Origin of the sequence: Labilibaculum sp., assembly GCF_963664555.1 — a bacterium.
Lineage (GTDB): Bacteria > Bacteroidota > Bacteroidia > Bacteroidales > Marinifilaceae > Labilibaculum.
On sequence record NZ_OY761461.1, the window covers coordinates 2,430,414 to 2,446,524 of the forward strand.

16 protein-coding genes are annotated in these 16,111 nt (G+C 37.1%); 3 read left to right on the plus strand and 13 right to left on the minus strand.

What is annotated here, in order from left to right; all coding sequences use genetic code 11:
- Positions 1-84: 84 nt before the first annotated feature.
- The gene (locus ACKU4N_RS09690; RefSeq protein WP_321322692.1) at positions 85-513 is read right to left on the minus strand and encodes a cupin domain-containing protein; all 429 of its coding nucleotides are present in this window, start codon (positions 511-513) and stop codon (positions 85-87) included.
- 298 nt (positions 514-811) lie between these two features.
- A complete protein-coding gene (locus ACKU4N_RS09695; RefSeq protein WP_321322693.1) occupies positions 812-1,237 on the minus strand; it encodes a hypothetical protein in 426 nt (141 codons plus the stop codon).
- A gap of 774 nt (positions 1,238-2,011) precedes the next feature.
- Between ACKU4N_RS09695 and ltrA the strand changes: the two genes are divergently transcribed.
- Positions 2,012-3,313, plus strand: coding sequence for a group II intron reverse transcriptase/maturase (ltrA, locus tag ACKU4N_RS09700; RefSeq protein ID WP_321320622.1), 1,302 nt, complete (start codon positions 2,012-2,014; stop codon positions 3,311-3,313).
- Between the two features lie 94 nt (positions 3,314-3,407).
- Here ltrA and ACKU4N_RS09705 read toward each other — a convergent pair whose 3' ends face one another.
- From ACKU4N_RS09705 to ACKU4N_RS09730, 6 genes are all read right to left on the minus strand, one after another.
- Complete coding sequence (locus ACKU4N_RS09705) at positions 3,408-4,112, minus strand: hypothetical protein (RefSeq protein ID WP_321322694.1); 705 nt, start codon at positions 4,110-4,112, stop codon at positions 3,408-3,410.
- Positions 4,109-4,306 (minus strand): hypothetical protein, encoded by a 198-nt coding sequence (locus tag ACKU4N_RS09710; protein ID WP_321322695.1) that lies wholly within the window; start codon positions 4,304-4,306, stop codon positions 4,109-4,111. The genes ACKU4N_RS09705 and ACKU4N_RS09710 overlap by 4 nt, the downstream gene beginning before the upstream one ends.
- Positions 4,307-4,671: 365 nt before the next feature.
- The gene (locus ACKU4N_RS09715; protein ID WP_321322696.1) at positions 4,672-5,400 is read right to left on the minus strand and encodes a DUF6261 family protein; all 729 of its coding nucleotides are present in this window, start codon (positions 5,398-5,400) and stop codon (positions 4,672-4,674) included.
- A gap of 975 nt (positions 5,401-6,375) precedes the next feature.
- Positions 6,376-6,981 carry a hypothetical protein gene (locus ACKU4N_RS09720; RefSeq protein ID WP_321322697.1) on the minus strand — a complete coding sequence of 202 codons (606 nt, stop codon included), beginning with the start codon at positions 6,979-6,981 and terminating at the stop codon, positions 6,376-6,378.
- Positions 6,982-7,426: 445 nt separating this feature from the next.
- Positions 7,427-8,437: a tRNA dihydrouridine synthase gene (locus ACKU4N_RS09725; protein ID WP_321322698.1), complete on the minus strand. Its 1,011-nt coding sequence runs from the start codon at positions 8,435-8,437 to the stop codon at positions 7,427-7,429.
- A 352-nt stretch (positions 8,438-8,789) separates the two neighbouring features.
- Positions 8,790-9,824, minus strand: a complete 1,035-nt coding sequence (locus ACKU4N_RS09730; RefSeq protein ID WP_321322699.1) for an oxygen-dependent tRNA uridine(34) hydroxylase TrhO — start codon at positions 9,822-9,824, stop codon at positions 8,790-8,792.
- A gap of 145 nt (positions 9,825-9,969) precedes the next feature.
- Here ACKU4N_RS09730 and ACKU4N_RS09735 point away from each other — a divergent pair, with 145 nt between their 5' ends.
- Positions 9,970-11,013, plus strand: coding sequence for an NAD(P)/FAD-dependent oxidoreductase (locus ACKU4N_RS09735; RefSeq protein WP_321322700.1), 1,044 nt, complete (start codon positions 9,970-9,972; stop codon positions 11,011-11,013).
- Between the two features lie 65 nt (positions 11,014-11,078).
- On the opposite strand, the gene ACKU4N_RS09740 is transcribed toward ACKU4N_RS09735, so the two are convergent.
- The 5 genes from ACKU4N_RS09740 to ACKU4N_RS09760 all read right to left on the minus strand — a co-directional run bounded on the left by ACKU4N_RS09740 (position 11,079) and on the right by ACKU4N_RS09760 (position 14,577).
- Positions 11,079-11,675, minus strand: coding sequence for a hypothetical protein (locus ACKU4N_RS09740; RefSeq protein ID WP_321322701.1), 597 nt, complete (start codon positions 11,673-11,675; stop codon positions 11,079-11,081).
- Positions 11,676-11,691: 16 nt separating this feature from the next.
- The gene (locus ACKU4N_RS09745) at positions 11,692-11,910 is read right to left on the minus strand and encodes a hypothetical protein (protein ID WP_321322702.1); all 219 of its coding nucleotides are present in this window, start codon (positions 11,908-11,910) and stop codon (positions 11,692-11,694) included.
- A gap of 328 nt (positions 11,911-12,238) precedes the next feature.
- Positions 12,239-12,685, minus strand: a complete 447-nt coding sequence (locus ACKU4N_RS09750) for a NanQ anomerase/TabA/YiaL family protein (protein WP_321322703.1) — start codon at positions 12,683-12,685, stop codon at positions 12,239-12,241.
- A gap of 242 nt (positions 12,686-12,927) precedes the next feature.
- A complete protein-coding gene (locus ACKU4N_RS09755; protein ID WP_321322704.1) occupies positions 12,928-13,086 on the minus strand; it encodes a hypothetical protein in 159 nt (52 codons plus the stop codon).
- Positions 13,087-13,119: 33 nt separating this feature from the next.
- On the minus strand, positions 13,120-14,577 hold the full coding sequence (locus tag ACKU4N_RS09760) for an NAD(P)/FAD-dependent oxidoreductase (RefSeq protein WP_321322705.1): 1,458 nt from the start codon (positions 14,575-14,577) through the stop codon (positions 13,120-13,122).
- A gap of 433 nt (positions 14,578-15,010) precedes the next feature.
- On the opposite strand from ACKU4N_RS09760, the gene ACKU4N_RS09765 reads away from it, so the two are divergent.
- A complete protein-coding gene (locus ACKU4N_RS09765; protein WP_321322706.1) occupies positions 15,011-16,057 on the plus strand; it encodes a 3-deoxy-7-phosphoheptulonate synthase in 1,047 nt (348 codons plus the stop codon).
- The last annotated feature ends 54 nt before the right edge of the window (positions 16,058-16,111 follow it).

Below are 16,111 nucleotides of genomic sequence, written 5' to 3' on the forward strand. Positions count from 1 at the left end.
ATGAAAATGATTCATTCAATAGAGTCTGTGAGTATTACTTTTACCCGGTTGGGAATTGTCGGGCAGCTTACCTCAGCCATCATTTTATTCCTCCTTATGCTTGCCAATAGTGATTGGAGTGCCTTTAATTCCCGCGTAAAAAACAATGATCTCGGCAGGTACAGTGCCATCGTTTTTCCCGTAATGCCATTGGTTTACTAATTCAACAATGGATTCACCAGCTTTAAGGTGAAGCGTGTCGTTGGTTTCACTAATTACAGTTAATTCCCCTTTTAATAAAACGCCTGCATTAATTTCAGGATGTTTATGCAGCTCCAGTTTTGTTTTGGGAGGGATAGTTATTTTCAAAATAGTTACTTCTGCATTGCCATCAGGATATTTTGGAAGGGGAGTGCCATTCCAGCTTTCAGATGTTTTGCTTAAAGTAATAACTTCGGTCTTGCTTGTTTCACTGGTATTGCAAGCAAACAGTAACAGGCTTGAGAAAGAAAACAGGATCAGTAATTTTTTCATTTTAAAATAGTTTGTTGATTCAAAATTGTTTGTAAAGGCTTCGATTCATAATCTACAAGAGAAGTCTGACGACCCTGCTAAATTTCTTGTTCAATTTCAGTGAGTCGACAACTCAAACCGCTAACCAAGTGCGGTACAACACGATACAATCGTGCAGTAGCGGGGATTTTCAACCTAAAAAAAGAAGCTTTAAGAGCTCGCTAATTAGAAAACTTTTAAAGCTTCCATCTTATTTTTTAGAAATATTATTTGGTTGTGCAACGGTTACTTTTGTTGTGTACCGTATTCACTATTTACACTAGTATTCTATGTATTTAACTGTGTCAATTTTAGGCAAAGTATCATGAAGTAACACAGTTGGCAAATATACTGTTGAGACTCTTGAGTCTATTCTTTCTGCAAGTGAACTTTTTGTAAATCTAAATCGAACTTTGGATACGCCATCTTTTGGATAATGCCTTATTATTTCAACAGGCCATTTTCCTTTTATGGTCCTTAATTTGTGTTTAATACAAATTATATCAAACTCTTTTATACTGTGCGGACGTATACTTGAATAGTTTCGTCTTGCTTGTTTAGCCTGTTCAATATTCTTACCACATATCACATCTTTATCTATATATCCTCGTTTATCTTGATAATAACAGAATTTTGTTTCTTTTGTCGAACATCCTTGTAATGCAAAAAGAACTATAATAAAACCTACTAATTTAATTTTCTTCATAATTCCAATATAGTTCTTCAAATAAAATACTCTAACTCTCAATTAATAATTTGTTCTCCAATTTGTTAACAAGATATGGTACACAACGAAAAATTGTATGAGTAGTGGCAGATTGCGTGGTAGTTTCCTGTCAAACCGCTACGCTGTTTGAGCGGACTACAAACCTTGATATTTACCACATCGCCTGCCATTACTTATACAAAATGTGTGTGCCCTGCATGAGCATGACCACACCCACCGAAAGGTCGTTGAAAATGTTAAATATACAAATTTAGCATAAACAATGATTCTTGGAAGGTGTATTTTTTTTCCAGAGGGTGCAAGTCCCTTATGCACTGTGGTGACTCTCAGAAGCATTAGTAAGTCGCAAGGTGGTTTACCGTGAGGTATGCACTGAAGGAAGCGAGACTACAAAATCCGGTACTGACGAACAGGAACCTGATATGAGGCTATAAGTTTGGATAAGGCAACACATCATGTCGACGTCCCAGCTCTTTAAATAAAGAGAATAAATGAAGTAGTAGATCAGGCAGGCATTGGAGGAAGGAAAATGTTCTTACCAGGGGAGGTCTTGTCAACCACGAGTTGGTTATGGCAAGAAGTCAGCAGAGGCCATAGTAGCTGTAAGACCATGAGCCACAAATAGAGATTGTGGAGGACTCACAGAGCAGTGAAGGGCTGAACGTTAAGTTGTTCCAAATGTTGCAAAGAAGCTATTGTTCACAACTCTAGCTTTGTATTAAGCGGAACAGGGAAAAGAAAAAGCAAACTAAAATGATTGAACAAATACTTACACGTAAGAATATGGTGCGGGCGATGCATCAAGTCCAGAAGAACCAAGGTTCAGCAGGAGTTGATCGTATGCCCGTGACTAAACTCTCAGATCTGATGTCAATTGATAAAGCGGAACTGACACAGAGTGTTCGTTCGGGTAATTATTTGCCTCAAGCCATTTTAGGAGTCGAGATTCCAAAAGGAAACGGGAAGATGCGCTTATTGGGTATCCCGACTGTAACCGACCGTTTGCTTCAGCAAGCTGTACTTCAAATTATCACGGCAAAGTTTGAATTTGAATTTTCGGACTTTAGCTTTGGGTTCAGACCGAACCGAAGTCTGCATCAGGCAGTACTAAAAGCTCAGGGATATATCAACGATGGCTATCAGCATATTGTAGATATTGACTTGAAGACCTTCTTCGATGAAGTCGATCATTGCCATTTACTGCAACAGCTATATCGCAAGGTAAAATGCAAAGCAACAATGCGTTTAATCCGCAAATGGCTGCGTGCCCCGATCTTAATCGAAGGCAAGTTGGTCAAACGCAGAAAAGGCGTACCGCAGGGGAGTCCATTGAGTCCGTTGCTGTCCAATATCATGTTGCATGAACTGGATCGGGAACTGGAAAAACAGGGATTGAAATTCATCCGCTATGCCGACGATTTTAGTATTTATACCAAATCGAAAGCTACCGCCCGAAGAGTTGGGAACAAGGTTTACAAGTTTTTACGAAATAAACTCAAGTTGACAATTAATCGGGAAAAGAGTGGCATTCGGCGACCTGTTCATTTTACCGTTTTGGGTTTTGGCTTTGTGCCTACCTACAGGAAAGGTGAGCGGGGCAAGTACCAACTGATAGTATCAGAAAAGAGTTGGAAGAAACTGAAAGAAAAGCTCAAACTAATCACTCGAAAAACGACACCGATGAGCTTTGAGGAACGCATCCAAAAACTGAATGAGGTTCAGCGGGGTTGGGTAAATAACTTCCGTATGGCAAGTATTTTAGTCAAACTTCAAGATCTCGACGGTTGGCTGCGCAACAGGCTCAGATATTGCATTTGGCACCATTGGAAAAAACTTGAACGAAAACGGAAAAACCTGATTCGTTTAGGAGTTGAACAAGGACAAGCCTATGCATGGTCTCGTTCACGTATGGGTGGTTGGGCGATTGCTCAGAGTCCTATTTTGGTAACTACTATTACTCTTGAAAGATTGCGGAAACGCGGTTATGAATCTATGCTCGACATTTACAAACAAATCACGCCTGTTCGACGTGATTCCTTATTCCCCTTAACTTAACGAACCGCCGTATACGAGACCCGTACGTACGGTGGTGTGAGAGGTGCATCCCGACTATTTTAGTCGGGACCATCTACTCAATTGTAGCCAGTTTTTATCTCATCCATCCTTCAATTATATAATTTCTTTCGGTCAATTTATATTCAGGTTTGTCACCTTTTGGGTCAAACCACAATTCAAATCTTGCTCCATATTTGTCACCCCAAGAACCTTCATAAATTGTAAAATCATTCGAAAATATTCCTAAATCAACAGAATCCACTTTAATCTTTGACCTTTCTTTTAATCTATTTGTTGACAGTTGGTCATTTGATGTTACTTCGTATGCTTTAATGAAAAAGGATCCGCTTTCTTTTGGTTTTAAATCTGTATAATACTTATAAATCCCAGGTTGTCCATATTCTGTCAATACAAAATGATAGTTGTTAAAATCTGATTGAATAGGAATTGAATCTAATGGTTCTGAAATCACTATGTTTTCTGGTATTTTCTTATGTGTTCCATAAAAATCTGGTGGAGAATAAGTGAAAATCATACCCACAAAGAAAAATAGAAATCCTGCCACAATTAATTGAGGAAATAGCAGATACCATTTTCTGATAAACACTTGAACAACGCAAGAAATAATTGAACCTAAAATATTTAAGTAAAACAAAATCAAGGAGAAATCAATTATAAAATCACGTTTAAAAGCAAGTCCAAGAATAAATATTCCAAATGGAATCAGATATGAAATTATAGGAATCCACCATACCCGAAAATAATTTTTAAATCCAGTCTTTATGTAACCTAAATTCATATTTTCAAAATCTTTTTAATCGATGGTTGGTCAACTCTGATAGCTTCTAAAATAGTTCTTGCCAATTCTTTATCTTTCTTTTTAGCTTTATCAAATAAGTCCATCAATCCGCTTACATACAACCTTTCATTCACGGTCATACCACCAAGTCCTACTACGCTATTTGCCTTATTGTAAATTTCTTCTTCAGTCATTTTCTGTTTGCAGTTCTGTTTCTTTAAATTGGCTACAACGTATGTGCAAAGTACAATGTACTTTATATCACTTATCTGTTGCTTTTTGTAAGTTGTTGTTATTCTTCTCTTTATTGTCTGAAATTGTATCTAAAGAACTCTTGATTTTTGCAAGAGATCTTTTACTCCCAGGAGTGCCAACCTCACTTATTTTTGGCTTAAGCCTAAAAGTAAGCATAAAATAAAAACAGAGATGCACGCTGACTCATTTTTTTTATCAATATAAATAGTAAAAAAAAGGCTTTGTTTGCTGCTTAGGTTTTTATTGTTGGTGGGTTTTTCTACAAAAAAAGGGCTTCACATCGTGTGAAACCCTTAGTCTTGTTTTAAACCAATTCGCTGTCTGCCACGTTTGTTTTTTTGCGGCGTTTTACCAACTCATTGTTTTTATCGATTAATTCGGTTATGGTTTTGGCGGTAGCTTCGTAGGTGGCAGGATTTACCTTTGCCATGGTATTCATATAGCCAACCAAGTTATCATTAATCTCTGCGATAATCTTTTTCTTCAATTGACTGGCCGAAGCCAAATCCTTCTTCACACTTTCGCCTTCGGCCTGCTGCAAGGCTATATTTTCGAAATCTTTTTGGGCATCATGCAAACTTGCTGTTATTTCAGCTACTCCCTGCAATTTTGTTATGGCTGCCACAACATCAGGCTTGCTTAAATCGTTTAATAAAGACTCAACATCTGCTGATTCTTCTGCATAATCCTCGTTCTGTATACTCAAACCATATTGATTCAATACATTCTCTACTACTAATGCAGCTTCCTGCATCTCAGCAATAGGAATATGAACATAGCCTTCTACCAACTTAAACAAGGCTCTGATTGCCATATCGCGCACATTGTCTTTCTCTGCCATCTGAGAATAAGCTGTTAATCGCCTCAATGCCTCAATCAGTGCGGTGTTTGTTGCACTTGCATCTTTAATGATGGGGCTTAAATAAGTGTCAGCACTCCAATCGTTTTGCTCAAATTCTTTTAGAATAAGGCTTAGTAATGCACTTGTATCGCCATTGCGGCTGTTCGGTGAAACTTTCTTGATTAATGTCATTGTCTGTAATTTTAATTTTGTATTTGTTAATTATTCAGAATCTTGTTTTCTGTTTTACTCGTATTGTTTTTTCGAATGTTCATTTTTTGCTATTGCTAATAGTAGCATTGAGTGAAAAATCAATATTTCATGCTTTGCTAATAGTAGTATTGAGTGAAAAATCAATATTTCATGCTTTGCTAATAGTAGCATTTGTCAAAAAAACCATTTTTCAGGCTTTACTAATAGTAGCATTGAGTGAAAAAACCATTTTTCGGGCTTTGCTAATAGTAGCATTGTACAAAAAATCAATATTTCATGCTTTAACGATATGATTATTGATCAAAAAACTATTTTTTCTAGTCTTTGCTCTTGTTGGTATTGATCAAAAAACGATTGTTATTCGATTTCATTTTTCTTAAGGTGAACTACTTATGTGAATATTATGTAGAGCGATTAATAAATGTAGTTATTTTTTTTATTAAACAATACATATTTGTATTTAAAATTTTCCAATCATTTTCCCCGATAAATCCCTTAAAAAGGGAGAATTCCTTCGTTCGGTAATTTCTGTCGGTAATAGAGTCTTCCCTTTTTAGGGGAAGTCCAGGCAAGGAAAGGGTGTTTTTTATAGTGAGTTCCATTGTCATCCCGGGGTATCGAGGAATCTGTGAATTAAAGAGGCAGATTCAGAATGATCATTCAATTGAACTTTTCGGACTTTTTATGTTGGTATTTCCGAAAGAATTAGATGTTTTCAGTTTGAAGGATGGGGCTTGTATTGTTGTATTTTTTATTGAACCATAAAGTACACTAAGTTTTTTATGACGCAGCACAATGGGAAAAGTGCAATTCGTGTGGCAGATGTGGAAATTCCGAAGGAATTGTATGCTTATAGTTTTCCTTCGGAATTACAGGAGAATTTGCAGGTGATTTAATGTGGTATCCTCGCCAGGTTTGGTCTGTATTCAATTTATTTGCTTGTACCTGGGCGAATTAATTGAACAAATACTCAATTCCGTTAATCTGCGCCTTTTGAATGGTATCACCAGCACCCCAAGCCGGCGAATAGTTACTGATTATACCTATGCCGGGAGCAAACACATAAACTTGCTCTTCATCGGCCCAGCCAGAAACATCGTAGTAGAATGGCCTGCAATTGTGAAGAACGGTGTTGCCAAAATCAAAGTCGATTTTTTCTTGTACGGTAACATTCCATTGGTCGCCATTCATATTTTCTCCTGTGTATTTCCAGGATTCTCCTTCGGCAAGGGTAAAATCAGCAAAAAGAAATTCATCCGATTGATCGGTATAAAGCTTGTATACTTTGCCGTTTTCTACTCTGTAAAAATCTTCTCTGGTATCGTATAGAGTATCTGCCCTAAATATTTCACTAGTGATTAATGTATATTCCTTATTGTTGATCGTACTGCTTATGCTTGCTTTCCGGATGTAATTTTTATATTCCCATGTATCGCCAATATGCAGTGGGAAGTAATCGTTAAAACATGTTGGTATTTTATCAGGATTAGAATCCTTGTCGCACGAAACTATGGTTACGAAAATAAATAAGATGGCTAAAAGTGTTTCTTTTGTTTTCATGGCAATTTAGATTTATGCTTTTGGTTACTTCTTAACTGGTAGATGAAAAAAGAGCTGTTGGTTGCTCTAAATAAGCACAAAAATTATACCATGGGGCTGGAAAAGTCTTGAAAAGTCTTGAAGAGTCTTGAAAAGTCTGGAAAGGTCTAAAGTCTAAAGATGATTGCGATTGTTTACTGCTTATTGCGGTAATTTTTATTTAACCACAAAGTACACCAAGTTTCTTCACGAAGTAGCACAAAGTAAAAACGTAAATGCTTGACTATTGTAAATAAATATTATTTTTTAATACTCCGTGTTCTCTGTGGTGAATTTTGTTTGATAATGTCTGTGTTAATGGTTATTTATATAACCACAGAGGTCACAGAGCGAAAAAGTATTGATGGAAATAATTTTTTTTGTGTTACTTCGGGTTATCCTTTTGAGTACTTAGTGATTAAACTTTTTAATAAATTGTTCCTTGATTACTGTTTATTGTAAACTGTTCAAGTGCATTGTAAACTTCCTCGGCATTGTGTGTATTCATTAATACATTGCGCAGGGCCGAGGCACCGGTAAATCCGCTGGTGTAAATTTTGAAAAAGCGTCGCAGAATGGCAAAATTCTTCTCACTTCCCCAGGTTGTATCGAATACACGGGTGTGTTCTTTTAAAAGTGCCAGCTTTTCGTTCATGCTCACTTCTCCCTTACCGGGATAAAAGAACCAGGGATTTTTAAAAATGCCACGGCCTACCATTACACCATCAACACCATGCTGTGCCACTTTTTGCAGTCCCTCTTCGTACGATTCCACGTCGCCGTTGCCTATTATTTTGATATGAGGTGCCAGTTGATTTCTTAATTGTACCGCTTTTGCGATTTCGTTCCAATCGGCCATTCCGTTTGATAGTTGTTTTTGTATGCGTCCGTGAATGGTCAGAGCATCTATCGGCATTTCCAAAAGGTGAGAGATCCACGATTCGGTAACAACCTCTTTAAAGCCAATGCGGGTTTTAACGCTTAAGGGCAGATTGGTGGCTTCTTTTGTGGCTAAAATAATTTCTTTGGCCAAATCGGGCTGAGCAATAAGTGCCGAACAGCAGCCATTTTTCACTACATTTTTTACCGGACAACCCATGTTGATGTCTATGCCGTCAAAGTCGGTTTCCCGGGCAATGTATTGAGCAGTTTTGTAGTATTTCTCCGGATCTTTTCCCCAAATCTGTGCAATTATCTTCACGTTTTTCTGCTTCAGCAATGCTTTCTCCGAATCGTTAATCCGCAGGCGGTGCTTTACTTTCTCGTGTCCTACGGGATGGCACATGCCGTCAACCGAAGTAAATTCTGAGAATAGAATGTTCAGTTTCCCTTCCTGCATGGTTTGTAAAACGATCTCGCGAAACGAGGTGTCGGTTACGTCCTCCATAGGAGCGAGTGAGAAGCTGGGAGTTGGTATGTTGTGCCAAAAATTGCTCATGTTTAATTATAAATTAAGAATTATCAATTATTAATGAAAAAGATTTATTGTTATTTATAGATTTCTCATTATTAATTTTTCTTGTGCTGGTGCGCGATTGTATTGCGTTAAAAAACTCAGTGAACCTCAGTTCTTTGTTGTGAAAATTGTTTAACCACAGGGGTCACAAAGCTGCACAGAGAAAAAGCATTGTGTTTTATCCTTTGCTCACCGGTCTAAAGCACGGTGCAGATGATGGTTTGTGTTCCTTGCTTTTTTCTTGTTCCTTTCTACTTCTTCCTTGTACCTTATTTTTCTTGGAGCTTGAAAATTGTATCCCTTTAGGGGTAATTCATAACTTATCATTCCTAATTTATAATTGATTTAGCTTCGGCCTGATCCGCTGTCTGTAAATCTGACTTTTGCTGTATTTATCGTGAAATTTCGACCGCAAAAGGATGCGTTCTTCCAAGGGCAATTGAATAATTTCAGTACACTCATCGGTACAGCACCCTTTATAATGATCGCGGCATTCGCCGCACTGAATAAAGAGCAAATGGCAATCGTTGTTGGCACAATTGGTATGTGTATCGCAGGCCTTTCCACATTGGTGACACTTGGCAATTACTTCTTCGTTGATGCTTTCGCCCAACCGCTCATCAAAAACGAAATTCTTTCCTCTGAATTTTGATTCCAGTCCGAGCTGTTTTATTTCCTGTGCATAGGCAATAATACCGCCGTGCAATTGGTTTACATCTTCGAACCCGTGATGCTTTAAATAAGCACTGGCCTTTTCGCAGCGAATTCCTCCGGTGCAGTAAAGCAAAACTTTCTGATCTTTTTTATCCTTCAAATCCTCTACTACCAAATCAATTTCTTCGCGAAAAGTATCGGCATCGGGGCAAATGGCATTTTCGAAATGCCCGATTTCACTTTCGTAATGGTTGCGCATATCCACAACAATGCTATCGGGATGACTTACCTGCTCGTGAAATTCAAGCGGCGAGAGGTGATTTCCCACATTGGTAACATCAAAGGAATTGTCGTTCAGCCCGTCGGCAACAATTTTAGGACGCAGCTTTACAATTAGTTTGTAAAACGATTTTCCATCATCTTCAACAGCCCATTTTATGGGCATATCCTGCAATTCGGGCAAGCTGTTTAAGTGAGAAAAGAACTCTTCCAGATGGTGTTCGGGCATGCTCATTTGAGCATTAATCCCTTCGCGGGCAATGTATATTCTTTCTTTCCCTTTCAATTCAAACCATTTCTGATACAGTTTATCACGAAACTCTTGTGGATTTTCAATAATCACATATCGGTAAAAGGAAAACGTTTTTCGGCTAAAGTTTTCGTTCTCAAGTTGTTTCTTTAGTTCTTCTTTGCTAAGTTTATTGTGAAGCAGCATTTTGTTATTCTAATTTAGAATTAATAAACATTGCAAAAGTAATGGTTTTTTACATTCAAACAAGCATGAAAAAGACCTGCAAGGTGTAATTAGGACTTGTTAGTCTTAAATTGCTATGTTTGCAGAATCATTTTAACAGGAATTTATGGAAAAGAAATTTTTGATTGTAGGACAGGGGATAGCAGGATCTTTGCTTGCATACGATATGTACAGGGCCGGACTTAATTTTACAATTGTTGCGAGTCCCGATAAAAGTACTGCTTCCAATGTTGCTGCAGGAATGTATAATCCAATTGTTTTTAAGCGGCTTACCAAGAGCTGGATGGTGGATGAAGTTTTGCCTGTTATGACAAAAATGTATCAGGATTTGGAGAATGACCTGGGACATCGGTTCTTGTATCCGATGGATATTATAAAGCCTTTAGCGGATAATGAATCCAAAATGTGGGCAGAACGGATCGAAGACGGCAGCTTCTCCAATTATATTGTGGGAATGGAAAGCAATTCGATTGGGAGTGGCTTTAAAGATTTTAATTCTTATGGAAGGGTAACCAACTCCGGTTATCTTCTTTTGGACAAATTGTTGAAAAAACTGCGGAAGTTTTTTAAATCGAAAGGACTTTTGGTAGAGGCAAATTTTAAGTACAAAGATATCGGGTTTATTGATGGAGAGATTACCTGGCATGGTATTTCAGCCGAAACAATTGTTTTTTGTGAAGGACATTACGCCGCTGAAAACCCATATTTTAAGGAGGTTGGCTTTAACCCGACTAAAGGAGAATTGTTGGAAATTGAGTGCGAAGGTTTATCCGAAGATTATATTTTTAACAAGAATTTATTTGTAATGCCAATTGGAAAAAATCGTTTTAAAATAGGAGCAACCTACGATTGGAAAAATCAGAACGAGGAGCTTACACTCGAAGCCAGAAAGGACTTGCTGGGCCGTTTGGATAATTTAATTTCATTGCCCTACACGGTCGTAAATCATTGGGCTGGAATACGTCCGACAGTAATCGATCGTCGTCCGGTTTTAGGAACACATCCCTTTCACAAACATGTGGCTATTTTTAATGGATTGGGAACAAAAGGAGTAATGCTGGCACCTTATTTTGCCCGCGAAATGGTTCGTTTTCTTTCGGTGAACGATTATCCTCTTGCCAAAGAGGTTGATATTCGAAGATTTTTATAGACATAAAAAACCTCTGCTAAGTACTTTTGTATTTTTAGCAGAGGTTATATCAATTTAGACTCTCTTTATTCTTCTTTCATTTTCGCTTTTTCAACTTTTTCTTCCAAAGCTTTTATACTGTTTTCAGCTTTCTTAATTTTTTCTGATTTTTCCTGATACATTTCATCAGAAGTTTTGCCTTCGCTTTTTTCTTTCTCCAACTTTGCTTTTGCATTCTTGATTTTTTCTTTCGCCATTTTTATTTTTTCATCCGATTGGCTTACCGTTTCGTTTAATTCCTTACGGCATTTTTCGCGGTGCATTTTTGCTTGTTCGGCTCTTTTTTGACCAAATTCCTTTCCTTCCAGTTCTTTATCTTTGCCATAAGCATGCCCTTTGTCTTTCATTTCAGATTTCATGGAATCTTTTTTTTCTTCCATTGATTCCTTGGCATCCTTGTATTTTTCCTTGTGAACCTTTGTGCTGTCCATATGTGATTCACCCTTTTCTTTCAATTTAGTCTTTTTGTCTTTCATTCCTTTTTGAATGGAATCCTTTTGAGATTTATGGACTTTTTCGATTTTTTCTTTTCCCTTTTTTTCCAATCCTTTTTGGGCCATTAGTGCCTGACTGGTGCACATCACAAAACAAATGGAAAGTAAACTTATAATTAATTTTTTCATAGCTGTTTTTTTACGGTTACAATTCTTCTAATAATTGATCCACCTCTTTAGCGGCTTCTTCAATATCATCTTTTGTTTGTTGCAATTCTGTCGCAAGAGAATCAATAAGCATTGTATCAACTTCCTGAATTTCCATTTCGGTTGTAGTTTCAACTTTTTCGGTTTTGGGCTTTTTATCGGCACAGGCCACAAATAGGAAAGAGAAGAGTACAACAAGTAAACTTAATTTTTTCATAATACTTAGGGGTTTAATTAAATAATAACTATCTCGAGGTACAAAGGAACAGAGCACAATGAGCATAAATTCCTTTTTTAGTTAGTGTTCTAAAACTTGTGTTAGTTCGGTTATTTTAGTTGCCAGATTAAATTTAAGAATATTATTTGTGTCTGACACAATAAAAATGATTTGCAACCTGGGTATTTGCAGACTGTTCGATAGAGAAAGGCACTGATCGCAGGGATTTAAGAAACAAAATAGATGCAGCTTGAAAAGCGTAGATGAAGAAGTGGAAACAAGCTGAGAAAGTATCTCAGCTTTGCTGTTTGTATCTGGGGTAAGAAATTTAGATGCGAATTTTAATGACTAGTTTTTTTACTTTCGAATTTTCACCATTTTTAATGCAAGGACAATGAAGATCATTTGGAAAAAAGATAGCAAACATTCCTTGTGTTAGTTCGAACTGGGTTGATTCATTTTGATAGAATGCAACATCTTTCTCATTGTTTACAGTATGAGGAATTTGGTCACTTAAAATACTAACACCCATATTTTCTGTTCCAGAAATTACATACTGAATGTCGATGTTTTCGAAATGACTTTCCAATTTACAATCTTCCAGGTTTTTTGTGTTGTATTCCTGAACAAGAGCAAAAACATTTTCCCCGTCAATTTCATATTTTCCCACCTCGGTATTTATCAGGTCTGTACTGTTGATGTATGCAAATGCCTTGGCAATTCGCTCACTTAATCCAGCGTAAAGCTGTGAATTTTCAATTTTATCTATTACCATGTTTATTAATTTTTGTCAAAGTTCGAAATAATCTTGAAAATTTGTGTTTTGGCTGGGGGATTTATTTTACGTAAATTTTTTCGGGATAGAATTGTTGAAATAAGTGGAATTATATGAAATACTGGAGCGAAAAATTGGGTTTACTTTATCCATTGATGTATTACGGCCTGTTTAATTCTTAAATAGTAAAAATGGAACGGGAAATTCACATCAAGTAAATTTCCCATTTGTATTTTCTGTCATTAAGAATGCCCCATTGCAACAATTCGAATGATCTTAATATTAAGAACAATGAACCGGTAGGCTTGATAAAAAATCATTTTTCGCCAAAATTTAGTTGTTTTGGTTGGCATCGGAGGGTAAGCTTCCTCGTAGTATCCTCTTCTTTTTGTTGTGTTCATGGTATATTGATATTAACAAATTTGACTTTATTCTTATTCGGGTAACAACCACCAAAAAGGGTATCCTTTTGCTTTGTGCAGAAACATATAATGCATTGTCCACTTTAGCCAATGACCTGCTAATCCGGGTTCACCCATGGTATATTTAATGCTTCGTCCCCATTCAGGATATTTGTCCCAATCCTGCACGATAGGATAAACGGTCATTGTAGCCGCCGATCCTTTCGTCATTCCATATCCAGCAGATACAATACAAGCAGCTCCCATTTTAGCCATCGAAGCTCTGTGTTTTAATTTGTGTTCGCCTTTTTTTACCAAATTCACAATGTTTAAAGCAACCACTTTACCCGACACGCCTGATGGCATTCCTGTGCGTGGTGGAGAAGGAAAAATTGACGTTCCGTTTTTGCTCTTCATTGGTTTCGAAATAGAATGTGGAGGAGCAAAAGCAATTCCCGGGGCAAATATGTTTGGATAAGTAGGATTTCGGTATGTTTCCGGCCAATCTGAAGCTTTCCATTCCTCAAAATCTTTTGCCGTGTAATCGGCATCAACTTTGGTGAAGCCATTTGGTGCAAAAATAGTGGAAGTGATGTCCTCGTCATTTTTCCCAAAGGCTTTTAAGCCAACCCCCGAAAAGCCGGGAATCAGCATCGAGAAATCGAATTCTACTGAGTTTTTTTCACCATCAAGAGTTTCGTAATTTGCTTTTCCGGGTTCAATTTCAAATACGCCTGCACGTTTAATCCATTTAATTCCGTTTTCAATTAAGAAGGATTCAGCAAATACTTTGGTTGAAGTGATGTAACCGCCACGTTTAATAAAGGCGCCACCCATTCCAAAATCGCCCAATTCGTATTCATTGGTAATCCAAATTAATTCTGCCAAATGTTCCAGTTTCCGTTTTCTTATTTCGTAGGAAACATTTAAAATGTACTCGAAAGCAGCTCCTTGACAGGTTGCCATCGAATGGCCTGTTCCAATAAGAAAGGTTTGTTTTTCGCCTGCCTCCATTTTCTTAAAACAAGCCTGTAGTTTTTCCCATGCGTGTATGGCATGATCGCAGGAGCAAACGGATTCCGTATTTTTACCGGGATCTAATCCAGGAGTGCCTTCAAAATTGAGTTTTGGTCCGGTGGCATTTACCAGATAGTCGTATTCAACCTGCTCTGTTTCACCTTTTTTATTAGGATCGGTGTATTCAATACTCACAAATCCTTTGGAAATTTTTTGATTGCCTTCCGGATGGATTGAGACAGCTTTGGCTTGTTTAAAGTTGATTTTCCACCTGTCGTATACTTTCTTCAGTTTAAACCGAACCTGATCAACATTCATGCGACCAACCCCAACCCAAATGTTGGAAGGTATCCATTGGTAATAACTGCCTGGTGAAACGACTACAACTTCGTGTTGTTTACCAAGTTTTTTTCTGATGAAAGCGGCAACGGTATGTCCGGAAATACCTGCTCCCAGAACGACAATTTTGGCCATGATTTATTTGAATTTAGTGTGTGTTTACAGACTGTTAAATGATTCAAATTCAATCTGTCTATACTAGGCAGATGTTATAGGTTTAATATTATTTTGTTAATTATCTAATTTAATGAATAATATTCAGATCTCTTGTTTTATTGTTTGCAGTTTTTTGTTTTGCCTGCTGATTTTTATGTGTTTATGTTTTTGAATTGTACTGGCAAGCTTGAAATTATTGGGTTTTGACGAAATGTTTTCCTTGTTTAGATTTGATATAAACTTTGAAGAGCTTTATTTTTTGTTCGAAATATCATTATTATAGTAAAAGTTATATGTATATTTTTTGAGATTGTTTTAGGTTAAAATGCCCTTTAGAAAAAAAATAAAACTTAATTTCACAAGCTGTAATGGATCAAGCAGAAATTGTATTAAAATTGATAAGCATATAAGTATGATGGACTCAAGAATAGAGAATTTGAATGTAAGTGCGGAGCAGTCTATAATTACTCCAATGGAATTGAAAAAAATGTATCCGTTAGGTGAACAACACATCGAAACAGTTAATCATGGACAGACTGCAATTAAAAATATTCTAAATGGCAGTGATAAGAGAATACTTGCTATTGTTGGACCATGTTCTATTCATGATATTAAATCGGCAAAAGAATACGCGCAAAGATTAAAAGTACTGGCTGATGATTTAAAAGATGATTTGTTTATTGTTATGCGGGTTTATTTTGAAAAACCTAGAACTACGGTGGGATGGAAAGGCTTACTAAATGATCCTTACATGGATAATTCGTGCAAAATTCAGGATGGCTTGAAACAAGCAAGAGAGCTTCTGGTATATATTGCAGAACTTGGACTGCCAGCTGCCGGTGAGGCCTTGGATATTGTAACTCCACAGTATATTCAGGATCTATTTTCGTGGACTGCAATTGGTGCCCGTACCACCGAATCGCAAAGTCACCGAAACATGTCAAGCGGCTTGTCCTCGGTTGTTGGCTTTAAAAACGGTACCGATGGAAATATTGATATTGCTGTAAATGCAATACAGGCTGTTGCTGCTCCTCATAATTTTGTGAGTATTAATCCTGAGGGAAAAGTGGCTGTTATTCGTACTTTGGGTAATCCAAACACTCATATCATATTAAGAGGGGGTAAAAAGCCGAATTTTGAGGCTCAATACATTGCCGCGATTGAAAAAAAACTATCTGATTTGCAAATTGTGCCAAGAATAATGGTCGATTGCAGTCATGCAAACTCTTCTAAAAAAGCGAAAAATCAGGAGATTGTTTTGACCAGTCTGGCCGGGCAAATTGCCAAGGGGAATAAATCTATCATGGGATTTATGGTAGAGAGTAACCTGATGTTTGGCAAGCAAAATATTCCAGAAGACAAATCAAAACTTAAGTATGGCGTTTCGGTGACTGATGAATGTCTTGATTTTGAATCTACAGAGCAAATTTTGCGGGATTTTTGTGCGAAGATAAAATAATACACTTCAAAAAAATAAAAATCCCGATCTGCAATTGCAAATCGGGATTTTAAA